Source organism: Pseudomonas sp. SC3(2021), from assembly GCF_019856535.1.
Classification (GTDB): Bacteria; Pseudomonadota; Gammaproteobacteria; order Pseudomonadales; family Pseudomonadaceae; genus Aquipseudomonas; species Aquipseudomonas monsensis.
On the sequence record NZ_CP082236.1, the window covers coordinates 171,852 to 196,454 of the forward strand.

The 24,603-nt window shown below is 59.7% G+C and carries 26 protein-coding genes; 7 read left to right on the forward strand and 19 right to left on the reverse strand.

Features of this window, described 5'->3' with window-relative positions; translation table 11 throughout:
• Positions 1-79: 79 nt before the first annotated feature.
• The 4 genes from K5Y35_RS00820 to K5Y35_RS00835 form a co-directional block, all read right to left on the reverse strand.
• Positions 80-1,429 carry a bifunctional diguanylate cyclase/phosphodiesterase gene (locus tag K5Y35_RS00820; RefSeq protein ID WP_222833497.1) on the reverse strand — a complete coding sequence of 450 codons (1,350 nt, stop codon included), beginning with the start codon at positions 1,427-1,429 and terminating at the stop codon, positions 80-82.
• A gap of 79 nt (positions 1,430-1,508) precedes the next feature.
• Positions 1,509-2,147 carry a LysE family translocator gene (locus tag K5Y35_RS00825; RefSeq protein WP_222833498.1) on the reverse strand — a complete coding sequence of 213 codons (639 nt, stop codon included), beginning with the start codon at positions 2,145-2,147 and terminating at the stop codon, positions 1,509-1,511.
• Between the two features lie 61 nt (positions 2,148-2,208).
• Complete coding sequence (gene fos, locus K5Y35_RS00830; RefSeq protein ID WP_123465400.1) at positions 2,209-2,625, reverse strand: fosfomycin resistance glutathione transferase; 417 nt, start codon at positions 2,623-2,625, stop codon at positions 2,209-2,211.
• A gap of 4 nt (positions 2,626-2,629) precedes the next feature.
• A complete protein-coding gene (locus K5Y35_RS00835) occupies positions 2,630-3,346 on the reverse strand; it encodes a hypothetical protein (protein ID WP_128614015.1) in 717 nt (238 codons plus the stop codon).
• Positions 3,347-3,454: 108 nt separating this feature from the next.
• On the opposite strand from K5Y35_RS00835, the gene K5Y35_RS00840 reads away from it, so the two are divergent.
• Together K5Y35_RS00840 and K5Y35_RS00845 are read left to right on the forward strand one after the other, a co-directional pair.
• Complete coding sequence (locus K5Y35_RS00840) at positions 3,455-3,694, forward strand: CopG family ribbon-helix-helix protein (protein WP_128614016.1); 240 nt, start codon at positions 3,455-3,457, stop codon at positions 3,692-3,694.
• The gene (locus tag K5Y35_RS00845; protein WP_128614018.1) at positions 3,684-3,968 is read left to right on the forward strand and encodes a type II toxin-antitoxin system RelE/ParE family toxin; all 285 of its coding nucleotides are present in this window, start codon (positions 3,684-3,686) and stop codon (positions 3,966-3,968) included. Before K5Y35_RS00840 ends, K5Y35_RS00845 begins: the two co-directional genes overlap by 11 nt.
• A 391-nt stretch (positions 3,969-4,359) precedes the next feature.
• Here the strand turns inward: K5Y35_RS00845 and yiaY are convergent, their stop codons facing one another.
• Positions 4,360-5,508, reverse strand: coding sequence for an L-threonine dehydrogenase (gene yiaY / locus K5Y35_RS00850; RefSeq protein ID WP_222833499.1), 1,149 nt, complete (start codon positions 5,506-5,508; stop codon positions 4,360-4,362).
• Positions 5,509-5,662: 154 nt separating this feature from the next.
• On the opposite strand from yiaY, the gene K5Y35_RS00855 reads away from it, so the two are divergent.
• Complete coding sequence (locus tag K5Y35_RS00855) at positions 5,663-6,682, forward strand: DUF4917 family protein (RefSeq protein WP_222833500.1); 1,020 nt, start codon at positions 5,663-5,665, stop codon at positions 6,680-6,682.
• Between the two features lie 10 nt (positions 6,683-6,692).
• Here K5Y35_RS00855 and K5Y35_RS00860 read toward each other — a convergent pair whose 3' ends face one another.
• On the reverse strand, positions 6,693-8,552 hold the full coding sequence (locus K5Y35_RS00860) for a right-handed parallel beta-helix repeat-containing protein (protein ID WP_222833501.1): 1,860 nt from the start codon (positions 8,550-8,552) through the stop codon (positions 6,693-6,695).
• A 159-nt stretch (positions 8,553-8,711) separates the two neighbouring features.
• Complete coding sequence (locus K5Y35_RS00865) at positions 8,712-9,260, reverse strand: helix-turn-helix domain-containing protein (protein WP_222833502.1); 549 nt, start codon at positions 9,258-9,260, stop codon at positions 8,712-8,714.
• 106 nt (positions 9,261-9,366) lie between these two features.
• Here K5Y35_RS00865 and K5Y35_RS00870 point away from each other — a divergent pair, with 106 nt between their 5' ends.
• Positions 9,367-10,149, forward strand: coding sequence for an aldolase (locus tag K5Y35_RS00870; protein ID WP_128615973.1), 783 nt, complete (start codon positions 9,367-9,369; stop codon positions 10,147-10,149).
• A 22-nt stretch (positions 10,150-10,171) separates the two neighbouring features.
• Positions 10,172-11,056, forward strand: coding sequence for a dihydrodipicolinate synthase family protein (locus K5Y35_RS00875; protein ID WP_222834426.1), 885 nt, complete (start codon positions 10,172-10,174; stop codon positions 11,054-11,056).
• A 136-nt stretch (positions 11,057-11,192) separates the two neighbouring features.
• Here K5Y35_RS00875 and K5Y35_RS00880 read toward each other — a convergent pair whose 3' ends face one another.
• The 3 genes from K5Y35_RS00880 to K5Y35_RS00890 all read right to left on the reverse strand — a co-directional run bounded on the left by K5Y35_RS00880 (position 11,193) and on the right by K5Y35_RS00890 (position 12,626).
• Positions 11,193-11,537 (reverse strand): YegP family protein, encoded by a 345-nt coding sequence (locus tag K5Y35_RS00880; protein ID WP_123465384.1) that lies wholly within the window; start codon positions 11,535-11,537, stop codon positions 11,193-11,195.
• A 188-nt stretch (positions 11,538-11,725) separates the two neighbouring features.
• Positions 11,726-12,031, reverse strand: a complete 306-nt coding sequence (locus K5Y35_RS00885; RefSeq protein ID WP_222833503.1) for a ribbon-helix-helix domain-containing protein — start codon at positions 12,029-12,031, stop codon at positions 11,726-11,728.
• 13 nt (positions 12,032-12,044) lie between these two features.
• Positions 12,045-12,626 (reverse strand): DJ-1/PfpI family protein, encoded by a 582-nt coding sequence (locus K5Y35_RS00890; protein WP_123465380.1) that lies wholly within the window; start codon positions 12,624-12,626, stop codon positions 12,045-12,047.
• Between the two features lie 294 nt (positions 12,627-12,920).
• Between K5Y35_RS00890 and K5Y35_RS00895 the strand changes: the two genes are divergently transcribed.
• Positions 12,921-13,826, forward strand: coding sequence for a DMT family transporter (locus K5Y35_RS00895; RefSeq protein WP_222833504.1), 906 nt, complete (start codon positions 12,921-12,923; stop codon positions 13,824-13,826).
• Positions 13,827-13,872: 46 nt separating this feature from the next.
• Here the strand turns inward: K5Y35_RS00895 and K5Y35_RS00900 are convergent, their stop codons facing one another.
• The 4 genes from K5Y35_RS00900 to K5Y35_RS00915 form a co-directional block, all read right to left on the reverse strand.
• Complete coding sequence (locus K5Y35_RS00900) at positions 13,873-15,090, reverse strand: class I SAM-dependent methyltransferase (RefSeq protein WP_222833505.1); 1,218 nt, start codon at positions 15,088-15,090, stop codon at positions 13,873-13,875.
• Between the two features lie 284 nt (positions 15,091-15,374).
• Positions 15,375-15,992: a TPM domain-containing protein gene (locus K5Y35_RS00905; RefSeq protein WP_186744524.1), complete on the reverse strand. Its 618-nt coding sequence runs from the start codon at positions 15,990-15,992 to the stop codon at positions 15,375-15,377.
• 32 nt (positions 15,993-16,024) lie between these two features.
• Positions 16,025-16,777: a TPM domain-containing protein gene (locus K5Y35_RS00910; protein WP_222833506.1), complete on the reverse strand. Its 753-nt coding sequence runs from the start codon at positions 16,775-16,777 to the stop codon at positions 16,025-16,027.
• Positions 16,778-16,790: 13 nt separating this feature from the next.
• Positions 16,791-17,399 (reverse strand): LemA family protein, encoded by a 609-nt coding sequence (locus K5Y35_RS00915; protein ID WP_123465370.1) that lies wholly within the window; start codon positions 17,397-17,399, stop codon positions 16,791-16,793.
• Positions 17,400-17,659: 260 nt separating this feature from the next.
• On the opposite strand from K5Y35_RS00915, the gene bglX reads away from it, so the two are divergent.
• The gene (bglX, locus tag K5Y35_RS00920) at positions 17,660-19,951 is read left to right on the forward strand and encodes a beta-glucosidase BglX (RefSeq protein ID WP_222833507.1); all 2,292 of its coding nucleotides are present in this window, start codon (positions 17,660-17,662) and stop codon (positions 19,949-19,951) included.
• Positions 19,952-20,083: 132 nt separating this feature from the next.
• Here the strand turns inward: bglX and K5Y35_RS00925 are convergent, their stop codons facing one another.
• The 5 genes from K5Y35_RS00925 to K5Y35_RS00945 form a co-directional block, all read right to left on the reverse strand.
• Entirely contained in the window at positions 20,084-21,241 is a 1,158-nt protein-coding gene (locus K5Y35_RS00925; RefSeq protein ID WP_123465366.1) for a phospholipase D-like domain-containing protein, read from the reverse strand.
• Between the two features lies 1 nt (position 21,242).
• Positions 21,243-21,833, reverse strand: coding sequence for a YceI family protein (locus K5Y35_RS00930; protein WP_222833508.1), 591 nt, complete (start codon positions 21,831-21,833; stop codon positions 21,243-21,245).
• Between the two features lie 218 nt (positions 21,834-22,051).
• The gene (locus K5Y35_RS00935) at positions 22,052-22,348 is read right to left on the reverse strand and encodes an amidase (RefSeq protein ID WP_222833509.1); all 297 of its coding nucleotides are present in this window, start codon (positions 22,346-22,348) and stop codon (positions 22,052-22,054) included.
• Positions 22,345-23,424, reverse strand: a complete 1,080-nt coding sequence (locus K5Y35_RS00940; protein WP_222833510.1) for a serine hydrolase domain-containing protein — start codon at positions 23,422-23,424, stop codon at positions 22,345-22,347. The genes K5Y35_RS00935 and K5Y35_RS00940 overlap by 4 nt, the downstream gene beginning before the upstream one ends.
• Before the next feature lie 180 nt (positions 23,425-23,604).
• Positions 23,605-24,483, reverse strand: a complete 879-nt coding sequence (locus K5Y35_RS00945) for an acyl-CoA dehydrogenase family protein (protein WP_123465358.1) — start codon at positions 24,481-24,483, stop codon at positions 23,605-23,607.
• Positions 24,484-24,603 lie beyond the last annotated feature (120 nt).

The following is a 24,603-nucleotide window of genomic DNA, read 5'->3' on the forward strand; positions in this document are numbered from 1 at the left end:
GCCCACCTGAATTGAGAATTTTCTGGCTGGCAAAGGTTTAGAAAAGTTACCGATGTCGCGACGAACGGCGCGCCGCCGATCAGATATCCAGCGCCCGATGGTTCAAGCGTTTCGCCGTGTACATGGCCTGATCGGCGTGGCGAAACAGTTGTTGTTCTTCACTGCCGTGTTCCGGGTAACGGGCGACACCGATGCTCGGTTCGATGTGCAGGTTGTGACCGTCCAGACGCATCGGTTGTACCAGCACCTGGCGGATTTTTTGCGCCACGCTGTCGGCATCTTCCGCGACGTGAACGCTGTGCAGCAGCACGATGAACTCATCGCCACCGATGCGCGCGACGGTATCAGTCTCGCGCACGCACCCCTTCAACCGGTTGGCCACGGTTTGCAACAGCATGTCGCCAACGGCGTGACCAAAGGTGTCATTGACCTGCTTGAAGCGATCCAGATCGACATACAGCAGCGCCATGTTGCCCGACGCGTCCCGGGCGCTGGCCAGCGCAGATTTGAGGCGATCCCGGAGCAATTCGCGATTGGGCAACTGCGTCAGTTGGTCGTACTGCGCCATGCGCTTGAGCCGTGCATGCAATTGCTGACGCTCGATGGCAGTCGCGACCTGGGCACAGACGTATTGCAGCAGTTCCTTGTCCTGTTCGGTGTAGCGCTCGCCGCCGGGCAGGCTCTTTACGATCAGTGCGCCGATGGTGCCGTTTTTCGAGTGCAACGGCACGCCGAGCCAGCAGGGTGAATCCTGCCCGGCCACCAGCGCAGCGAATTCGGGAGAGGCATCGGGACTGTCCGGTGTCAGCAGGATCGGTTGACCGCTGCGGATCACTTGCGTGCACAGACGTCCGGTGACCGTGCCCGGTTGCTCGGGCTGCAATTCGTGGTCATCGACGTGGTAAGGGAAATTCAGCTTGGCGCAATGTTCGTCGTACAGCGCCACGGAGAAATTCAGCGCCGGTAGCCATTCGCCAATGATCAGGTGGATGCGCTTGAACAGCGCCAGCAAATCCTCTGCCACGTGCGCCGCCTCCGAGATCGCATACAACGCCGCCTGCCGGGATTCGGCCTGCTTGCGTTCGGTGATGTCGCGGGCCACGGCAATGCGCAGTTGATCGACTTCCGACCAGCGTGCCGACCAGAGGATATGGGCGACGCTGCCATCCTTGCGCACGTAGCGGTTTTCGAAGTTGTGTTTGGGGTCGCCACCCATGATTTCATGGGCGGCGGCCAGGGTGCGCTGACGGTCGGCCGGGTGCACCAGTTCGATCATTTCCCGGCCGATCAGCTCTTCAGGCGTGTAACCGAAGATCCGCTCGCAAGCAGCGCTGACAAAAACGAAACGGCCCTGCTTGTCGACCGCGCAAACGGCATCCAGCAATAAATCAATAAAACTCGCCAACGGCGCGGAATTTCGGCTTTCCATGGTTCAGCGTGGGTGTCCGGGTAATGCAGCACTGATCAACCATCCGTGACCTCTTGATTGCGCATCCCTGCACACACCTTCAAGCCTTGTTCGGCATCAGCCCCGGCAGCGCATGCATCAGCGCGTTGATGGCGAAACCGATGAACATCACGCCACACAACCGCGTGATCAGCAATTCGTGACGCTGATACAGCCTCCGCACGCGCTGCGCGCCGACCACGCCAATCAGGATAGCGTAGGCCAGCAGTCCGCCGAGGAAGCTCAGGGCGATCAGCGCCGGCAGCATCGACCAATTCAGCAATTCAGCGCGGCTCGACAGCAGCGCGGTGAACGTCGCGACTGCCACCGGGTACGCCTTGGGATTGGTCAGACCGAACACAATACCGTGCCAGAACGGCTGGCGCGCCGCGCCTTGCGGTTCGTCACCGCTGCGACGCTGAGCACGCACTGCACGCCAGCCAAGCCAGAACAGGTACAAACCGCTGAGCACGCCGAGCACATCGAACGCAGTGCTGCCGATTTCCCGGGCGCCGACAATGGCGATCAGCGCGGTGCTGCACCAGACCACATCGCCGAGCAGATGCCCGCAGAGAAACCCGGCCCCGGCCCGCCGTCCGTGGGCCGCGCCAATACCGAACACCGCCAGCACGCCAGGACCCGGCGTGATGCCATAGATGAAACCCGAGGCCAGCACGGCCAGTAACAACGATGGAGTCATGGAAAACCTGCACGGGGCCATTACACGTGGTGGCCAGTCTATAACAGACAAATGTGTCTGATCATGACTCGTCGTAAAAACGCATGCCGGAGTACGGTTTGAACCGACACGCTGCCAGTCGCGAGGCCAGATCACCGACGTGGACTTCGAGCTTGTGGCCATCAGGGTCGAGAAAGTAGAACGATGCACCTTCGCTGCGGTTGTCCCGCCATTGCTGCACGTTGGCCGCTTTTAGCCGCTGGACGAAGTGCGGAAAATCCACCTCGCCGAGGCTGAACGCGTAATGGGTGTAATCGACGGCGGGCGCTGACAGGCGCTGCGGATCGAGTGACAGACACAACCACAGCCCCGGCAGCGACAGGTAGGCCCCGGCGTCCCATGTCGCTTCGACGCGCAGTTGCAGCAGCTCGTGATAAAACGCCAGGCTGCGATCCACATCGCTGACCGCCAGGGTCAGGTGGTTGAGGCCGGTGAGCATCGGTTCAGTAACCTCTGAGGTCTTCGGGGACGATGTATTGCTGGCCGTCGTAGGTCAGGGTGATCTGTTTTTGCTTCAGACGGGTGGTCTTGGAAAGACACTCCTTACCCGACTGCGTATTTTTCATCTTGCTGCCGTTGGTGGTGACGATCAAATCGGCCAGACCATGATGGCTGGAAGGGCCGATCTCGACGGTTCGGCGAATGGTCTTGGTATAGCCTTCGCAATCATTGATGAACTCGCCGTTGTTCTTGGCGACCACCAGGCCCTCCAGCACCGGACGCAACTCATTGCCTTCGCGCACGTACAGCGCCAGATCGGTTTTCTCGTAGGGAATGGCGTGGGAACTGTGCGCGAACATTGAACGCAGACCAAAAGCCCGAACCTGCGGCGCCAGTCGATAACGGGCGGTGTCGATACGCAGATCATCCAAGCGCACAGCATCGGAGTTGTAAGCGCCCGGTTTACGGTAACTGGCGATGGGGTTGTAAGTACTGGCATTGACGATCGACAGGTCCAGGTCGAATACCCCGGCATCATCGCCGCCGGAATCGGCAAGGTAGGTGGATTTCACCGAGATCGCCTGACTCGGGAAGGCCGGCCAGACGTTGCAGCGCGACATGGATGTGCCGTCGAAACTCTGGGTGGTGCAGGCGGCCTGAGCTTGAGTGGTGATTGACAGGAAACCGAGGGCAAGGACAAAAGTTTGTCTGATGGTCATTGTTCTTCCTTGAAAAAATCAGTTGGACCGTTCGATAGACGAACGGCAAATCGCCGCGAGTATGACGCTGTAGTATGTTGCACTACAAATCACTACTTCGAGATTGTCATGTCCATCATGTCACTGCGCATCCCAGATGAAATCGCCGACACACTCGCCAGCCTCGCCAAAGCGACTGGCCGCAGCAAGTCTTACTTGGCGGTGGATGCATTACGCGAGTACCTCGCGCGGGAAGCCTGGCAAATAGAACAAATCCAGCAAGCGCTGAAAGAGGCCGATGCGGGGGACTTCGCGTCGGCTGATGAAGTCAGGGCCATTGCTGAAAAATGGAATGCCAATGCGCATTGAGTGGCTGAAAACCGCGTTAAAGAATCTCGATGAGGAAGCCGCGTACATCGCCCTTGAAAATCCCAAGGCTGCCTCTGACTTTGTTCAGACCATTCTCGACAATGTTGATCACCTCACCCGATTTCCCGCCTCGGGACGCGAAGGGCGCCTACCCGGAACGCGTGAGTGGATTGTCCCCGGTCGCCCTTATTTGATTCCGTACCGTGTTCGCCAGAGCCGGTTACAGGTTTTACGCATTTTCCATACTCGCCGACTCCCGCCCAAGACTTGGTAAGTGGTCAGGCACATATCCCATCCTCAATCCCACGATTCAACCCGTTCCCTCCCAGGCGCCTGTGCCGCGCCAACACAAACGTGCCGGGTGGAATCTCTAACAGTGGCACCACGATCCATGCCCGCCGCTCGCTCTCACGCACGCGTGCCACACGTGTTGGAGACGTTGCTGCACTGGAGGGGGGGTGTTGATTCAGATTGGCGGGGGCGAGAGGAATGTGGTGGCTGTTGGCCGATGTGAGAATCCTTGATTTTGTGGTGTTGGCGAAGCCGTCTTCACGAGCAAGTCCGCTCTCCAGGGGATTTGCAAACAACACAAATCCAATGTGGGTGCGGGCTTGCTCGCGAAGGGGGCAGTCAGGTCAGCTCATCTAGATCGGCACGCTACCGACTCAAAACGCGTTGCGGAAAATCTCCTCGATCTGCCGCTGATCCGCCGCCCGCGGGTTGGTCAGGCCACAAGCGTCTTTCAAGGCATTGGTGGCAAGCACCGGAATGTCGTTGAGTTTGGCGCCGAGCTCACGCAGGCCACCTGGAATATCGACATCTCTGGCCAGGCAACGGATCGCGTTGATCGCCGCTTGCGCGCCCTCCTCCGGGCTGAAGCCGCGAATGTCCGCGCCCATGGCATGGGCAACATCGGTCAGACGATCGGCACACACCAGCGCATTGAACGTCTGCACGTGGGGCAGCAGCACGGCGTTGCACACACCGTGAGGCAAGTCGTAGAAACCGCCCAATTGATGCGCCATCGCGTGCACATAGCCGAGGGACGCATTGTTGAAGGCCATGCCGGCAAGGAACTGTGCATACGCCATGTTCTCCCGCGCGGCGAGGTCACTGCCGTCGCGCACGGCCAGGCGCAGATTGTTGCTGATCAGGGTTATGGCCTTCAGCGCGCAGGCGTCGGTGATCGGGTTGGCGGCGGTCGACACGTAGGCTTCGATGGCGTGGGTCAAGGCGTCCATGCCGGTGGCGGCAGTCAGGCCTTTGGGCATGGCGACCATCAGTTCAGGATCGTTGACCGACAGCAGCGGTGTGACGTTACGGTCGACGATGGCCATTTTCACGTGACGCGATTCGTCAGTGATGATGCAAAAGCGGGTCATCTCACTGGCCGTGCCGGCGGTGGTGTTGATGGCGATCAGCGGCAGTTGCGGCTTGCTCGATTGGTCGACGCCTTCGTAGTCGCGGATCTGCCCGCCGTTGGTCGCACACAGGGCGATGCCCTTGGCGCAGTCGTGGGGCGAACCGCCGCCCAGCGATACAACGAAATCGCAGCGACTTTCCTTGAGCAGCGCCAGCCCGGACTCGACGTTAGCGATGCTCGGGTTCGGTTTGGCGCCGTCGAAGATCACTGAGTCGATGTCCTGCATCGCCAGTTTCTCGGCGACCATCGTCGCCACACCGGCCTTGGCCAGCCCCGCGTCAGTGACGATCAGCGCCTTGCGGAAACCGTAATTGCGAATCGCAATCATGGCCTCGTCGAGGCATCCGTTGCCCATGATGTTTACGGCCGGAATGAAAAATGTGCTGCTCATGCGCGTCTCCTGACTGAGGCCGAATCGACTGCTCCGATACGGCGGATGTGCACAGGATCGACCGATCGGTCACGGCCGATGTTGATCTGGCTCAATGCCCGCTCGTGATAAAGTCGCCGCCCATCAGCCCCTAAGTTTTGAGATGTGCCAAGCAATGAGCGATTTTCTGGATGTCGACGCGACCCTCGAAGACTGGAACGCCCTGCGCGCCACGACCGACTTCACAGGCTTGCTGGTGGGCAACGGTGCCAGCCGCGCGGTGTGGGACGACTTCGGCTACGACTCGCTGTTCGAAAACGCCCGCAGCGTGGAAGAGAAACCGCTGAGCCCGTCGGAACTGAGCGTGTTCGACGCGATGCAGACGCGCAGCTTCGAGCAGGTACTCGGCGCGCTGAAAACCACCAGCCGGGTGAACAAGGCGCTGGCCGTCAGTTCGGCGGCACCGCGCAACCGCTACTACGCGATCAAGGAAGCGCTGATCAATACCGTGCACGCGGTGCACATTCCGTGGCGGCTGGTGCAGGCCTCAACCCTGGCGACGCTCAACGAAGAACTGGCGCGTTATCGCACGGTGTTCACCACCAACTACGACTTGCTCAATTACTGGGCGCTCCAGCACCGCAGCGAGGCCATCGACGATCTGTTCAATGGCCCCAACGCTAGGTTCGATTTGAGCGAAACCGCCACGGGCAAACCACGTCTGCTGTACCTGCACGGCGGCCTGCATCTGGTACGTAATCAGGACGGTACCGCGCGTAAATTGACCTCGACCGAGGGCACGTTGCTCGGCAGTTTTGCGATCAACAACACGCTCAAGACGCTGGATGACGTGCCGCTGTTCATCAACGAAGGGCCGAGTGCGGAGAAACTGAGGACCATCCGCAGCTCCGATTACCTGTCGTTCTGCTACGCGCAGTTATTGGGCCACGGCGACAGCCTGTGCATCTTCGGCCATGCCTTGGGCGAGCAGGACAGCCACATCGTGCGGGCCCTGCGTCTGGCAAAACCTGCGACTGTGGCGATCTCGGTTTATCCGCGCAGTGCGGCGTTCATTCAGCATCAGAAGCGGCATTACGCGAAGGTGTTTGAAGGGACCGGGGTTGCGTTGCGTTTTTTTGACTCGAAGAGCCATGCACTGGGCAATCCGAAGTTATCGGTCCTCGTAGAGCGCTAGGCTAAGCGGATCAATCTACAAGGTTATCTTTCCTTTTCACCGCGGCGAGGCAGTCTTGAGGGATGTCCCATGAGCCTTTGCCATTGCCGCGCAAATCATTTTTCTGAAAGTCACCGCGTCCTTTGGTCATGACCTTTATGCCGTAAATCTTATTACTGACAATTTCGTTGCCGGACACGATCGGGGAACTGAAGCCCGCGATGAGGATACCGGAATGATCGTTACCGATAATATGATTTCCTTCCAGTCGGCCCTTGCCACGGTTATGAACATAGATACCACCCTGCTTCCCGTCGCGGATGGTATTACGCCGAAATAATGGAGCGGCCCCACTACGAACTTCGAGACCCGCAAGACCGTTTCCAACAATCAGATTTTCCTCGTAAACACCTATCCCTTTGTCATAAACCATGATGCCACCCTCTATGTTGCTATGTACATTACAACGACGCACGACCGGGTTGCTGAGATTATCCACGGCTATTCCAGCGAGAGCGTTTTTGAAAATCTCATTGTCTTCAATGACACCCAGACCGCCGTCATGGATGAAAATCCCACTGCCCTTGGCCTCATAAATACGATTACGCCTGACAAATGGATTGGCACCCGAGCGAATGAGTAACGCCGATTTTCCGTGGGAAAAAATCTCATTATCTTCGATCACTCCACGACATTCCTGCCCATAAATCCCATATTGCCCACAGTCATGAATTCGGTTGCGACGCAAGGTTGGATTAGCCTGCTCTCGCATAACAACACCAGAGGCGGCATTATCAAAAATTTCATTGTCTTCAAGCGTTCCAAAGCCGTTTTTATAAATAAGCACTCCACTTTGCAAGCTATTATGGATACGGTTGCGACGCAGGCGAGGATCGGCACCGTCATGAATACCAATGCACGATAAATTATGTCCTGAGATATCACAGTCCTCGATATCCAGACGACCTTGACCGATATCAATACAAAATAATCTACTGTCCCCGGTTTGGCGTAATGTGAGATTTGCTATACGCCCCATGCTCGCCATAAAGCGAACGGCGTTTTTGTTTTCCGCCTCGATGACAACCTCACCGAGCTCACCTTCTCCGATAATCTCTATCGGTTTATCAATGACAAGTCCCTCACGATACAGCCCAGGACGAACCAAGATACGATCACCAGGTGATGCTGCGCAGAGAGCCTCGCTGATACTCAGAAAGTCACCACGATGGAATGAGTCAACGACATGACTCTTGGGAGGTGATGATCGCTTTTGATTCTTCAGGACGATTTGAGCTCCGTCCGCATCATTCTTTGGCTCCGGAGGATCCTGCGTACCAATCTCGCTGGCAGGTGCAACGACATTCTCTAACTGCTCTGGCTCTCGCTCCATTGCCTGGACAATCTGTTTGGCCATGTCGGCCAGCGCGCGGCGCATTTCCGGTTTAGTGAAAGGCTCGAACCGCAGCTCTCGCCAATCATAATAATTTCGGCTGGCAATGACTTGCGCGAGCGAATCCGGATCTTTTTTGTTCGGTCGACTCATGGCAGGGCAATCGACGTAATAGACAGGAAGGATCAAATCAGCACGACCTCTGGCCTTTTCCCGCAGGAGGAAGCGATCCAGTTCCTTGCGGCAGGCTGCACTCTTGAAGAGGCCAGGTGTGATAATCGGAATAAGGAACGTAGATCCGTCGATCGACTCATCCAAGCGCTCAGCCCATTGCTGCCCCCATGTGATGTCCTTCAGATCCTGAAAAATCTCGAATTTTTCGCCTGTCTGGATTCGAACTTCGCCGGCCAAACGCTTACAGAACTCTGTCAGTTGCCCTTCATCATGTTCATTGTCAAAACGTACGTAACTCATGAAGCCAATGGGTTGCTTGCTCATATCACGCTACTTGGTCGTCTAGTCTAATAAGCAACCCGCTTCACCAGGTCCCTTCCGTTTTTCACCGACCCTTCAGTGGGTTCAGAAATGACCGTCAAACTGTAGGGCGGTCACATTGCCAAGTAAGATACTAATGCGCCACTACCCTGTCCATCCAACTCACGTTGATTCTTCGCTGCTGTGCACCACCACCAGCAACTGCGCCTGCACCTCGCCCACCGAGCGGATCCGGTGTGGCTTCTGTGCATTGAAGTGCAGCGCATCGCCACGCTCGAGCAGCACCTTCTCGTTCATGAAATCGACTTCCACCTGCCCTTCGTGGACGAACAGAAACTCCTCGCCCACATGCTCCTTGAAGGTCTTGTCGGTGAATTCCTTCGCCGGGTAAATGATGAACGGCAGCAGGTTGCGTTCGCTGACCTGATGCGCCAGCACCGCATACCCGGGGCTCTGATCGTTGGCCGCGAGGGACTGGCGTTCGTGGCTGCGCACCAGGCTATAGCTGTCGAGGCTGACGCTGTCCTCGGAGAACAATTCCTCGACCTTCACGTTCAGCGCTTTCGCCAGTTTCAGCGCGGCAGCGATCGACGGCGTGTTCAACCCGCGCTCGACTTTCGACAGGTAACTCTTGGTCATGCCGGATTTTTCGGCCAGCGCCTCAAGCGTCACCCCAAGTTTTTTTCTCAATAATTTCAAACGGATAGACATGCGCAGCGGTTATTCCAGCAAGGAAGCGACGATTTATACTTGCCAATGACACTTTGTGTCATATAGCCTCTTTCGTGTCATTTGCTCTCACCCAAAGGACACACACATGGCCAAGACATTAGCACTACCCAAAGAACAACTGGTCAAGCAAGCGCTGACCCAGATGCAAAAAAGCCTGGCGGATAATACGTGGACTGACCGGCAAAAGCTGGCACTGACCTGCCGAATTCTATTCGAGAATGGCCACGACTCCGGTCTGGCCGGACAAATCACCGCCCGTGGTCCACAGCCCGGCACCTATTACACTCAGCAACTGGGCCTGGGGTTCGATGAAATCACCGCGAGCAATCTGCTGCTGGTCAATGAAGACCTGGAAGTCCTCGAAGGGCACGGCATGGCCAACCCGGCCAACCGTTTCCACAGTTGGGTGTACCGCGCCCGGCCAGACGTGAACTGCATCATCCACACCCACCCGGCGCACATTGCCGCGCTGTCGATGCTGGAAGTACCGCTGCAGATTTCCCACATGGACCTGTGCCCGCTGTACGACGACTGCGCGTTTCTCGAAGGCTGGCCGGGCGTGCCGGTGGGCAATGAAGAAGGTGAGCTGATTGCCGGCGCGCTGGGCGACAAGCGCGCGATTCTGCTTTCGCACCACGGCCAGTTGTCGACCGGCACCACGATCGAAGAGGCCTGTGTCATCGCCCAACTGATCGAACGCGCCGCCAGGCTGCAACTGCTGGCGATGGCAGCCGGCACCATCAAACCGATCATCCCGGCGCTGGGCCGCGAGGCCCATGACTGGGTGTCGAAACCCAAACGCCACGCCGCCGCTTTCAACTACTACGCCCGGCAGAACCTGCGCCAGCACGCCGATTGCCTGAACTGATTTCAGCTTTTTCCGGAGACTCATCATGTCCAACATTCACGGCATCATCGGCTACACCATCACCCCGTTCGGCGCCAACGGTGAAGGCCTCAACCTACCGGCGCTCGGCCAGTCTATCAATCGCCTGATCGACAGCGGCGTCCACGCCATCGCCCCGCTGGGCAGCACCGGCGAAGGCGCCTACCTGAGCGACGCCGAGTGGGATCAGGTTGCCGAGTTCAGCATCAAACACGTGGCCAAACGGCTGCCGACCATCGTCAGCGTGTCCGACCTGACCACCGCCAAAGCCATACGCCGTGCACGCTTCGCCGAAGCCCACGGCGCCGACGTGGTGATGGTGCTGCCAGCCTCGTACTGGAAGCTCAGCGAAGCGGAAATCCTTGCGCACTACCGCGCCATCGGCGACAGCATCGGCGTGCCGATCATGCTCTACAACAACCCGGCCACCAGCGGCACCGACATGTCGGTGGAACTGATTCTGCGCATCGTCAACGAGGTGGAAAACGTGACCATGGTCAAGGAGAGCACCGGCGACATCCAGCGCATGCACAAGCTGCAACTGCTCGGCGACGCTCAGGTGCCCTTCTACAACGGCTGCAATCCGCTGGCGCTGGAAGCGTTTGCCGCTGGGGCCAAGGGTTGGTGCACCGCCGCACCGAACCTGATCCCCCAGCTCAATCTGGATTTATACGCGGCGTCGCTGGCCGGTGATCTGGAACGGGCGCGCGAGTTGTTCTACCGCCAGTTGCCGCTGCTGGACTTCATCTTGAAGGGTGGTTTACCGGCGACGATCAAGGCCGGGTTGCGCGAGACAGGGCTGGAGGTTGGCGATCCGCGCTTGCCGGTGTTTGCGTTGAGCGAGGCTGGGCGAGGTCAGCTGCAAGCGATCCTCGAGACCCTGCGTTGATCTCACACACACAATTACCTGTGGGAGCTGGCTTGCCAGCGATAGCGGTGTATCAGTCAACATCAATGCTGAATGATAGGCCCTCATCGCGGGCAAGCCCGCTCCCACAGGAGCTGTGTGAAATTTGAGAGGGAATTCAGAGCACCGGCAAGGTCTTGTCCTTGACCGTTTTGCTCGGCCCGTTGGCCTTGACGCTGGCGATGCCTTTGGCACACGCAGCGTCATTGGTGTACGACTCGCTGCTGCCAATGATCTGATGGTTGGCAGCCTTGAGGTTGAAGTACGGATGGCCATCCCTGGTGGTCTTTTTCTCGTAGCGCTCGTCCAGCGGGCTGTTGGCCTGCACCGCAGCAATGCCGTTATCGGCGGCCGCACGGGTGGTGTAGAGCTCGCTGGTGAGAATGGTTTCGGCGTTGGCGGCCTTCAGCACAAACCTGAACTGACCGTTGCTGCTTTTGCTCACTTCGTACCATCCGGACATGCTCGATTCTCCTTGGCGGTTGAGAGGTTCCGCGCTTCGAAGTAAAGACCAGCCTCAGACTTCTGTCGCCTGAAGCGGCGCCTTCGCGAGCAAGCTCGCTCCCACAAGGTTCTTCAGCGAACACAAAATTTGTGAGCACCAGAGAAAACTGTGGGGGCTTGCCCGCGATGGGGTCAACTCGGTCAGGGCTATTTCACCAGCGCCCGCACCACCGACAGCTCCGGCGCCCCCACCCGCCGCTGACTCAGATACCGCGTACAACTCACCCGCAGGAACGAGGCGAAATTCACCACTTCGCCGCGATAGTCCATCACCTCTTCATACAGCTTGGCGATCAGTTGATTGGTGGTCATGCCGTCAACTTCGGCGATTTCGCTGAGGATGTCCCAGAACTGGTTTTCCAGGCGCAGCGTCGTCACCACGCCGCAGATGCGCAGCGAGCGCGAGCGGGATTCGTAGAGAATCGGATCGGCCTTGACGTAGAGCTCGCACATGGACGAATCCTCGTTACAGGGTAATTTTGGTGCCAAGCAAGCCGAGGAAACCGGCCAGCCAGTTCGGATGCGCCGGCCAGGCCGGTGCAGTGGCCAGATTGCCTTGAACGTGGCCGTCCGTCACCGGGATGTCGATGTACGTACCACCGGCCAGGCGCACTTCCGGGGCACAGGCCGGATAGGCGCTGCACTCGCGCCCTTCGAGAACGCCCGCCGCCGCCAGCAGTTGCGCACCATGGCAGACCGCCGCAATCGGCTTGCCGGCCTTGTCGAAGGCGCGCACCAGTTCGAGGACTTTTTCGTTCAGGCGCAGGTATTCCGGCGCACGACCGCCGGGGATCAGGAGGGCGTCGTAGTCGGCTTCGGCGACCTTGGCAAAGTCGAAGTTGAGGGCGAACAGGTGACCGGGTTTCTCGCTGTAGGTCTGATCGCCTTCGAAGTCATGGATCGCGGTGCGCACAGTTTTGCCGGCAGCTTTGTCCGGGCACACGGCGTGCACGGTATGCCCGACCATTTGCAGGGCCTGGAACGGCACCATCACTTCGTAGTCTTCGACGTAATCGCCGACCAGCATCAGAATTTTTTTCGCGGCCATGGGGAGGACTCCTCTGGGAAATGCCTGGGAGTATTCAAGGTAGACCTTATCCGTTCGGGCGGGTAACAACCGGCTACTACCGAGTTGACTTCATCGCTGGCAAGCCAGCTCCCACAGGTTCTGTGTCGATCACGCATTTGTTGGCGCTCAACTCGGACACTGTGGGAGCTGGCTTGCCAGCGATGGCAAACTCGAACTGTACGCCTAAGTCTGTGCCTAGCTGTAACAGCCAGAAGTCCACGGTTTATGGCTTTATGAGACTCGCTCCCTGCCACCCTCAATTTCGGTCTTCCTATGTCTTCGCGCGAAAACACCGGCATGGCCCTCGGCCTGCTCGGGGTTGTGATTTTCAGCCTCACCCTGCCCTTCACCCGGATCGTGGTGCAGGAACTGCATCCATTGCTCAATGGCCTGGGGCGGGCGCTGTTCGCGGCAATCCCGGCAGCATTGCTGTTGTTGTGGCGCCGGGAAAAATGGCCGACCTGGCAGCAGATCAAAGGCCTGAGCCTGGTGATCGCCGGGGTGATCCTCGGCTTCCCGGTGTTGTCGGCGTGGGCCATGCAGACCTTGCCGGCGTCCCACGGCGCACTGGTCAATGGTTTGCAGCCGCTGTGCGTGGCGCTGTATGCGGCGTGGCTGTCCCATGAACGGCCGTCGAAAGCCTTCTGGGCCTGCGCCGCGCTGGGCAGTGCGCTGGTGCTCGGTTACGCGTTGTACACCGGTGCCGGCAGCATTCAGGCCGGGGACCTGTTGATGCTCGGCGCAATTGCCGTGGGTGGCCTGGGGTATGCCGAGGGTGGGCGACTGGCGAAGGAGATGGGCGGCTGGCAGGTGATCTGCTGGGCGCTGGTGCTGTCGACGCCGCTGTTGATCGGGCCGGTGCTGTACCTGGCGCTGCAACATCACGGCGCAGTGTCGGCCAGGACCTGGTGGGCTTTTGGCTACGTCGCGCTGTTCTCGCAGTTTCTCGGGTTCTTCGCCTGGTACGCCGGGCTGGCGATGGGCGGGATTGCGCGGGTCAGTCAGATCCAGTTGCTGCAGATCTTCTTCACCATCGCGTTTTCAGCGTTGTTCTTTGGCGAACATGTGGAGCCGATCACCTGGGTATTTGCCTGCGGGGTAATTGCGACGGTGATGCTCGGTCGCAAGACCGTCATCAAACCCCATGTGGGAGCGAGCGTGCTCGCGAAGGCCGACTGACCGTCACAATGATGTCGCGAGCAGGCTTGCTTCCAAAGGATCCAGGTCAGGCCAGGTAACCGTCTGCGCGCAGCAAGGTTTCCAGGCAGTGCTCGCTGATATTGTAGAAGTCTTTCAACGCCTGAATCTTCACCAACAACTGAGCCGGGTCCAGCGGCTCGGCGCGTTTCACCGCCAGAATCATCTTGTTCTTGTTGGTGTGTTCCAGCGAGATGAACTCGAACACCTTGGTCTCGTAACCACAGGCTTCGAGGAACAGCGCGCGCAAGCTGTCAGTGACCATTTCCGCCTGCTGGCCGAGGTGCAGACCGTATTGCAGCATCGGTTTGAGCAGTGCCGGGCTCTGGATCTGCAGACGAATCTGCTTGTGGCAGCACGGCGAGCACATGATGATCGAGGCACCCGAACGGATGCCGGTGTGGATCGCATAGTCGGTGGCGATGTCGCAGGCATGCAGGGCGATCATCACGTCCAGCTCGCTCGGCGCCACGCTGCGCACGTCACCGCACTTGAACACCAGCCCCGGGTGTTCCAGCTTCGCGGCGGCGGCGTTGCACAGGTTGACCATTTCCTCGCGCAATTCGACGCCGGTGACTTCGCCTTCGGCCTTGAGCGTGTTGCGCAGGTAATCGTGGATGGCAAACGTCAGGTAACCCTTGCCCGAACCGAAGTCCGCCACCCGCACCGGTTTGTCCAGCGCCAGCGGTGACGAGGTCAGGGCGTGGCTGAACACTTCGATGAACTTGTTGATCTGCTTCCACTTGCGCGACATCGCCGGGATCAGCTCGTGTTGCGCGTTGGTCACGCCGAGGTCCTTGAGGAACGGTCGACTGAGCTCCAGAAAACGGTTTTTCTCGCGGTTGTGCTCGGCGGACGGCGCTTCACGCAATTGCTGAGGTTTGCTCTTGAACAGCGAAGACTTGCCCTTTTTGCTGTATTCGAGCTGGGCTTCGTCGGTCACGGTCAGCAAATGCGCATTTTTGAACGCGGCCGGCAACAGCTCGGCAATCACCGCCACGCCTTCGCTCAGCGCCAGATTCTTGGTGATGTCACGGGTCTTGTAGCGATAGACGAACGACAGGTTCGGCTGGGCCTTGACCGTCACCGCTTTGATGATGATCCGCTGCAGATCCGCCTCTTCGCCCACGTACTTGGCCAGCACCAGTTTGATGAAGCCGTTCTGTTCGAGGCTGGTTTGCAGCAGTTCGATGAACTGGGCGTGGTGATCGGGCGCAGGCTTGATGGATGGGGCGGTAACGGACATGAAAAAGCGGCCTCGGACGGGCGAAATCGGGAATGGCGGGTATTTTAGGGGGGATGGGGGTTGGGGACACGCTCTTATTTGCCGAACGGTTGGTTAAAGCGGCCCTCACCCTAGCCCTCTCCCAGAGGTAGAGGGGACTGATTGGGGGATATTGACGAGATACACCGACTTGAACGATTTGCCTTGAATCCATAATCGACACGGTTTTTCAGGTCGATGTCGAGCGCAAGACACCTCGGTCGGCCCCCTCTCCCTCCGGGAGAGGGCTGGGGTGAGGGTTTGTCTCACCCCAGCACAATCAACCGATTCGGCAACTCATTCCTCACCTGCGTCACCGGCACATGCACTTTCAGCAATTCCCCACACGCTTCGATACAGGTGACAAACCCCTCCAGCGTGCGCCCTTGCCTGACCTGCTCGGTAAACGCCGCAACAATCAAATCCCAGCTCTTGTTGTCCAGCCGCCGGGAAATGCCCTCGTCCACCAGAATCTCCACGTAACGCTCGGCCTCGCAGACAAAGATCAGCATGCCGGTGCTGCCGACGGTGTGGTGCAGGTTCTGTTCGAGAAATTGCCGCCGCGCCAGGTTCGATGCACGCCAGTGGCGCACGCGGCGCGGGACCAGGTGAGTGGTGACTTTCGGCAGGCGAAACAGCAGGCACAGGACAATGAACAGCCCCCACTGCACCAGTAACAGACTGCGCATGGTCAACCAGCCCGTCAGGTAGTGGACGATGCCTGGCACCAGCAACGCCAGCAGACTGGCCCACAGCAACGGGATGTACGCATAGTCGTCGGCGCGGGCTGCCAGCACCGTCACCAGTTCGGCGTCAGTGTCGCGTTCGACCCGGGCGATCGCCTCGGCGACTTTGCGCTGTTCGTGTTCAGTCAGTAATGCCATGTCGAAAGTGCCTGCTCATTATTCTTTTAATGTCACCAGCCGCCGGACGAACCGCCGCCGCCGAAACTGCCCCCGCCGCCGCTGAAGCCCCCGCCTCCGCCGCCGCCGCCAAATCCACCGCCGCCGAAGCCGCCCCCGCCACCGGTGCCGCCACGGCCGGCGGGAAGGATACCGAGCATCTGGCAGACAAACACCGTCAGGATGAACAACATCACCAGAAAAACGAACAACAGCGGATGGCGCGAGACAAAATCGTTTTGCGGATCACCGCTCGACTCATACACCGTCGACGGCTCGTCCAGCGGATTACCGCCGAGCACCACCAGCATCGCCGCCACGCCGTCGCTGATGCCCTTGCTGAAATTGCCGGCCTTGAACGCCGGAGTGATGACCTGGTGGATGATCACCGATGTCTGGGCGTCAGTCAGGCGATCCTCCAGCCCGTAACCGACTTCGATGCGCAGCTTGCGCTCGTCCCGGGCGACGATCAGCAGCGCGCCGTTGTTCTTGTCCTTCTGGCCGATGCCCCAGTGCCGGCCCAGTTGCACGCCATAATCCTCGATGGTGGTGCCTTGCAGGTCCGGCACCGTGACCACCACCAGTTGCTCGCCGGTCGTCTGCTCGTGCGCCTGCAATTGCTGGCTCAGTTGCGCACGCACCGACGGCTCGATCATTTGCGCCTCGTCGACCACGCGTCCGCTCAGCGCCGGGAACGTCAACTCGGCCCGGGCGCTGACGGCGAACAGCCACAGCATCAGCACCAGGCCTATCTTCAACACACGCATGAATTACCTCGGGTCAGAACTTCACTTCCGGGGCCTTTTCCGCACCGGGGGTCGTGGCTTCGAAGGTTTCGCGAATCGGCAGATCGCTGTACATCACGCTGTGCCAGAGGCGACCGGGAAACGTGCGGATCTCGGTGTTGTACTTCTGCACCGCCAGAATGAAATCGCGCCGCGCCACGGCAATACGGTTTTCCGTGCCTTCGAGCTGCGATTGCAAGGCGAGGAAGTTCTGGTTGGCTTTCAGGTCCGGATAACGCTCGGAGACCACCATCAAGCGACTCAACGCGCCGCTCAGTTGATCCTGCGCCTGCTGGTACTGCTTGAGTTTCTCAGGATTGTCGAGGGTGCTGGCATCGACCTGGATCGACGTCGCCTTGGCCCGGGCTTCGACGACCGCTGTCAGGGTTGCCTCTTCATGCTTGGCGTAACCCTTCACGGTTTCCACCAGGTTGGGAATCAGGTCCGCGCGACGCTGATACTGGTTCTGCACCTGGCCCCAGGCGGCCTTGGCCTGTTCGTCGAGGGTTGGAATATTGTTGATGCCGCACGCAGTCAGCAGCGTTGCCAATATCAGTAACGTGACAACCTGCAAACGCGAACGGTGGATCGGACTGACATTCATCAAAATGATGCTCCCTGGCACATTTCATTTAAAAACCGAGCGCGAAACATTCTCGCCGGCTGTTGGGGCATAATCGGCGGCGCCACTGGATTGCGACGGGCCAATGGGCTAAAAAGTGCCCTGCGCGCTCACGCTGCCAACCGTCGGCTGCCGTTTTCCGGCTCTGACTTTTCGAGCCTGCACCCGAACAACAATAGTCGCTCCCTAAATTTTGGCTGGCCGGCATTGCATTGCCGTTTGGGCCCTAGAGAAAAACATTCATGAAGAAGCTGTGTTTGCTGGGTCTGTTCGTCAGCCTGGCCAGTCATCAAGTATTGGCCGCCACGACCCCGGTACCCCTGGAAAACAAGGACGCGTTCATCAGCGACCTGATGAAGCAAATGACCCTCGACGAGAAGATCGGCCAGTTACGCCTGATCAGCATCGGCCCGGAGATGCCTCGCGAGCTGATCCGCAAAGAGATCGCCGCCGGCAACATCGGCGGTACGTTCAATTCGATCACCCGCCCGGAAAACCGTCCGATGCAGGACGCGGCGATGCGCAGTCGCCTGAAGATTCCGATGTTTTTTGCGTACGACGTGATCCACGGTCACCGTACGATTTTCCCGATTCCACTGGCCCTCGCCTCGAGCTGGGACATGGACGCCATCGGCCAGTCCGGGCGCGTTGCCGCCAGGGAAGCCGCGTCCGACAGCCTCGACATCACCTTCGCGCCGATGGTCGATATCTCCCGTGACCCACGTTGGGGCCGCAGCTCAGAAGGTTTCGGTGAAGACACTTACCTGACCTCGCGCATCGCCAAAGTCATGGTCAAGGCCTATCAGGGCGACACCCCGAGCGCCGCCGACAGCATCATGGCCAGCGTCAAGCACTTCGCCCTGTACGGTGCGGTCGAGGGTGGTCGCGACTACAACACCGTCGACATGAGCCCGGTGAAGATGTACCAGGACTACCTGCCACCGTACCGCGCCGCGATTGATGCCGGCGCTGGCGGTGTGATGGTGGCGCTGAACTCGATCAACGGCATCCCGGCCACGGCCAATACCTGGCTGATGAACGATCTGCTGCGCAAGGACTGGGGCTTCAAGGGCCTGGCGGTCAGCGACCACGGCGCGATCTTCGAACTGATCAAGCACGGCGTGGCACGCGACGGTCGAGAAGCGGCGAAGCTGGCGATCAAGGCCGGCATCGACATGAGCATGAACGACACCCTGTACGGCAAAGAGCTGCCGGGGCTGCTCAAGTCTGGCGAAATCGAACAGAAAGACATCGACAACGCGGTGCGCGAAGTGCTCGCCGCCAAGTACGACATGGGCCTGTTCAAAGACCCGTACCTGCGCATCGGCAAGGCTGAAGATGATCCGGCCGACACCTACGCCGACAGCCGCCTGCACCGCGCCGAGGCCCGTGACGTGGCGCGCCGCAGTCTGGTGCTGCTGAAGAACCAGAACGACACCCTGCCGCTGAAGAAAGACGCGAAAGTCGCCCTGGTCGGCCCGCTGGCCAAGGCGCCGATCGACATGATGGGCAGTTGGGCTGCCGCCGGGCGCCCTGCGCAGTCGGTGACCCTGTTCGACGGCATGAGTTCGGTGATCGGCGACAAGGCGAACCTGATCTACGCCCGTGGCGCCAACATCACCAGCGACAAGAAGGTCCTGGACTACCTGAACTTCCTCAACTTCGACGCGCCGGAAGTGGTCGATGACCCGCGTCCGGCCAACGTACTGATCGACGAAGCGGTGAAAGCCGCCAAGGACGCTGACGTGATCGTCGCAGCGGTGGGCGAATCCCGTGGCATGTCCCACGAATCCTCGAGCCGTACCGACCTGAACATCCCGCAGAACCAGCGCGAGCTGATCCGCGCACTGAAAGCCACCGGCAAGCCGCTGGTGCTGGTATTGATGAACGGCCGGCCGCTGACCATCCTCGAAGAGAACCAGTCGGCTGACGCGATTCTGGAAACCTGGTTCAGTGGCACCGAGGGCGGCAACGCCATCGCTGACGTGCTGTTCGGCGACTACAACCCGTCGGGCAAACTGCCGGTGACCTTCCCGCGCTCCGTGGGCCAGATTCCGACCTATTACAACCACCTGAGCATTGGCCGGCCATTCACGCCGGGCAAACCGGGCAACTACACCTCGCAGTATTTCGATGACACCACAGGTCCGCTGTTCCCGTTCGGTTACGGCCTGAGCTACACCAGCTTCGCCCTGAGCGACATGGCGCTGTCGTCGACAACCCTGAACGCCACCGGCAAGCTCGACGCCAGCGTCACGCTGAAGAACACCGGCAAACGTGACGGCGAAACCGTGGTGCAGCTGTACATTCAGGACGTCACCGGCTCGATGATCCGCCCGGTGAAAGAACTGAAGAACTTCCAGAAAATCATGCTCAAGGCCGGCGAACAGAAAGTCGTGCACTTCACCATCACCGAGGATGACCTGAAGTTCTACAACGCCCAGCTCAAATACGCGGCCGAGCCTGGCAAGTTCAACGTGCAGATCGGCCTGGACTCCCAGGACGTGACGCAGCAGAGCTTTGAATTGCTGTAAGAACTGAAGCTACACACAAAACCTGTGGGAGCTGGCTTGCCAGCGATGGCGGCCTGACAGTCAACTGATATGTTGAATGTGATGGCCTCATCGCTGGCAAGCCAGCTCCCACAGTGTTTTGGGGTGTTGCAACTAGCCGCGTCTATCGAGGATATTGACCACCACCCGATCCACCCACCCCCACACCCGCTGCTTCACCCGCCGCCACAACGGTCGGCGCTGCCATTCTTCCAGACTCACCTGCTGGCTCAGCCCGAAGTCCTTCACGAAACTCGCCTGCACTGCTGCCGTCAACGCCGGATCCAGCGCTTCCAGGTTCGCCTCCAGATTGAAGCGTAAATTCCAGTGATCGAAGTTGCATGAGCCGATGCTCACCCAATCGTCCACCAGCACCATTTTCAAATGCAGAAAGCACGGCTGGTATTCAAAGATCTGCACCCCGGCCTTGAGCAGTCGCGGGTAGTAACGATGCCCGGCGTAGCGCACCGAGGGGTGATCGGTGCGCGGGCCGGTCAGCAGCAGGCGCACATCGACGCCACGCGCGGCCGCTTTGCGCAGGGAGCGGCGAATTTTCCAGGTGGGCAGGAAGTACGGCGTGGCCATCCAGATGCGTTGCTGTCCGCTGTTCAAGGCGCGGAACAGTGATTGCAGAATGTCGCGATGCTGGCGGGCGTCGGCATACGCAACGCGGCCCATGCCCTCGCCCTTGTCCGGCACCCGTGGCAAACGCGGCAGACCGAAATGCGCGGCCGGTCTCCAGGCGCGGCGATAGCGGTTGGCGATCCATTGGCGGTCGAACAGTAATTGCCAGTCAATCACCAGCGGGCCGCTGATTTCCACCATCACCTCATGCCATTCACTGGTGGCGTGGCCCGGCGTCCAGAATTCATCGGTGACACCGGTCCCCCCCACCACTGCCAGACGCTGATCGACCAGCAACAGCTTGCGATGATCGCGGTAGAAATTGCCGACCCAGCGCCGCCAGTTCAGGCGATTGTAGAAACGCAGCTCGACGCCGGCCTGGATCAGGCGCTGACGCAGATGCAGGGTAAACGCGAGGCTGCCGTAATCATCGAACAGGCACCGCACGCGCACCCCGCGCTCGGCCGCCAGCACCAGGGCTTGCACGATGGTTTCGGCACAGGCGCCGGCCTCGACCAGATACAACTCAAGCTCGATCTGCTCCTGAGCGCCGGCAATCTGCTCGAGCATGCGCGGGAAAAATTGCGGGCCGTCGATCAACAACTCGAACCGGTTGCCGTCACGCCACGGAAACACCCCACCGCGCATGTCAGCGCGCCGTGAAGATCAGCACCGCACCCACCGGCACTGACAGACTGATGGCCGACAGGTCGGCCAGTTTGCGCAAGGACTCCAGCCCCGGCGCCAGATCGAAATCCTCGGCGTTGATCACCAAGGGCTCCAGCGTGACCACTTGAAACCGGCGGTCATCGAGACGCGTTGCCAGCAGTTCGGCGGGATATTCGTGTTGTTTGCCGTGCAGGTTGACGGTCAGCGGCAAGCGCAACTCCAGCTGCGCGCCGGGGGCCAGATCGTTGATCGGCCGCAGGTCGATCCGGGTGGTGATGGTCGCTTCGGGGAATTGCTCGATCTGGAACAACTCTTTGCGCATACGCTCATCACGCAGCGGGACGCCGCTGTTGATCGAGTCCAGCTCGACTTCAACTTCGGCGCGGCCATCCGGATCGACCTTGCCGTGCAACACCAGAAAGCGCTGCACTTCGGAGACACTGGCGTTTTTCGTGCTGACGAACGAGAGCCGCGACGACTCGCCATCCAGGTACCAATTGGCCTGCGCCGGTAACGCGGCGGCGGCCAGCAACAGGCTGGACACGGTTGCAATGAGGGGGCGGTTGAACATTGAAGACTCGTGGGGGCAATAAACCTGCACGAACCTTAACCGCCCACGCAGTTATTGCAAACTGATCGCAGCAAATCTAACCGTTGGTGAAAATCCCTGTGGGAGCTGGCTTGCCAGCGATAGCGCCAGGGCAGGCTATATCTCTGTTGACTGAAACACCGTCATCGCTGGCAAGCCAGTTCCCACAGGGTTATCTACGGCCTGGCGGATCGAGGGTTTCAGGGATCGAGGCGACAGCCCTGGCGCTCGCCCTGCCAGCGGGCGCTGTTGCTGCGACCCAGGCCGCTGACGGTGATGGTTTTGCTGGCGGCGTCATCGCTAAAGTGGCCGGTCGGCAGCCACTGTTTCACATAGCCACGGCAATACCCGACGTCGTTGTTCATCACATAACGGCACGAACAATATTCCTTGGCGGTGTAGGCGCTGATGATGTCCGGGAACGCCCATAGATTTTCACGCTCGTAGCCGATCCACCCAAGCAACGCGATCAGCAGCACCAGCAACAAGCGCTTCATGGCTGCACCGCCTTCAACACACGGTTGAGCAATTCGTTGTGGCGGTAACTGCCATCACGATCATCGCCATAGCGCACGATCACCAGTTTTTCACTGGGAATCACGTACAGCGCCTGGCCCCAGTGGCCGAGGGCGGCGAAGGTGTCGGGAGGGGCGTCGGGCCACGGCGAGGCGGCGCCATCGGCCGGGCGATTGAGCCACCATTGGCCCCCGGGAACGGCTTCGTCCTGATGGGCCTTGTAACCGCTGAAGGGTTGACGGTTGAAGGCCAGCCAATCCTTGGGCAGCAATTGCCGATCCTTCCAGCGTCCATCGCGGGCCATCAACAGACCGACCCGCGCCAGATCGCGCGCCGTCAGATAAGCGTAGGACGACGCGACAAACGTGCCCGCGGCATCGGTTTCCCACACGGCGTGGCGGATATCCAGGGGTTCGAACAACGCCGTCCACGGGTAGTCCGGATAACGTTGCGCGCCGACGATGTTTTTCAAGGCGGCGGCGAGCAGGTTGCTGTCGCCGCTGGAGTAACGGAACGCCTGCCCCGGTTCGGCATAGGCTGCGTGATCGGCGCTGAACGCCGCCATGTCTTGATGACCACGGGTGTAGAGCATCGCCACCACCGAGGATTTCAGCGGTGCGTACTCGTAGTCTTCCTGCCAGTCGATGCCTGAGGCCCAGTGCAGCAGGTCGGCGATTTTGATCGTCGGGTGTTTTTCCAGCGGTGGGTAAAACTGCACGGCCGGGTTTTCGAGTTTGAACAGGCCTTCGCCGTACGCCACGCCGAGGACGGTGGCCATCAGGCTTTTGCTGATCGACCAGGTCAGGTGCGGAGTTTGTTCGGTGGTCGGGCCGGCGTAGCGTTCGTAGATGATCTGGCCATCGCGGACGATCAACAAGGCATCGGTGCGGACGCCCTGGCGGGTGCTGTCAGCGCGGGGCGGGAAGGCGTAACGCTCCAAGGCCTCGACGGCCGGGCCGGTGATCTTCGGGCCGATTGGCCATTGTTCGCCGGGCCATGGTTCGGCTTGAACGGTGAAGCAGATCAGCAGCAGAAACAGCGACAGGCCTTTGCACATGACGAGGGCTCTTGGGGAGAACCTGCTGAGACTAGTCGGGGCTCATGACAAATTTGAGATTTTGCTGTCCATGAGATCGCCATCGCTGGCAAGCCAGCTCCCACAGGGTTCTTTAGTGAATACAAATTTTGTGAACACCTGTGAAACCTGTGGGAGCTGGCTTGCCAGCGATGGGGTCAGTCAGGACACCGCCAAAGCCTTGGCCAAGCGCTTGGCCCGAGCCCCCGCCGCCAATTGCATCACCCCCTGATCGCGCTGCCACATCTGCGCCCACTCCGGATTGCCCTCGGCCAACGCCTGATCGATCTCGGGTTTGAACGCATCAAACTGCGCAAACAACCCGCCCAGCAACACATGCCCGGCGGGATTGTTCGGCGGCTGCCGACTCGCTTCGGCACACCCGGCCAACAGCGCCAGCAAGCGCAATTGCAGGGTCTGCGGCCAGTCGCTGTCCTGGCCGACGCCGTACAGCCACGCGGTCATCGCGCTCAGGACATAGACATCTTCAAGGGTACGAAACGGTTTGACGTAAGCATCCCAGCCATCACCCGCGAGCAACTCGCACAACGCACCATCCAGCTGCAAACGGCCATGACTGATGTCGGGCATCAACGGTAGCGCCGGCAGTTTTTCCACGCTCACGCCGGGTTCACCGGGATAGACCACGGCCAGACTCAGACGCGGCGTTTCACCGGGTTCCTCACTGCGTGCCGCGATCAACAACCAGTCGGCAGCATCGCCGGCCGTGACGAAATCCTTGCGCCCGCTCAGGCGCAAATCCGTCAGCCGGGTCTGCATGTCTGCCGGGCGCAGGCTGCGCTGTTCGGTCGCACACAATGCACCGAGGCTCAGTGGCGCGCTCGGCCACAACATCCTCAGCGCCGCCTGATATCCGACCAGAAACGCCAGCCCCGGCGTCGCCATCCGCCGAGCGCCGGCCACCGCCAATTCAAACGGTGTGACGTTGCCCAGTTGATGCAACAACGTCGCAAAACCCTCCGCAAGGTCAGGGGCGGCGGGCAATCGTTCACGGTTTTGCAGCAGAGCGGGCCAGGGCATAAGAGGCTCCTTGTGGGCTGTCATATAAGCATCACCGAACGTTCATGGCGATGACACCGGGGCTACATAGCCTGACTTTGCACAACACGGCTGCATAAAGAAAGTCGATCGGCTGCAACC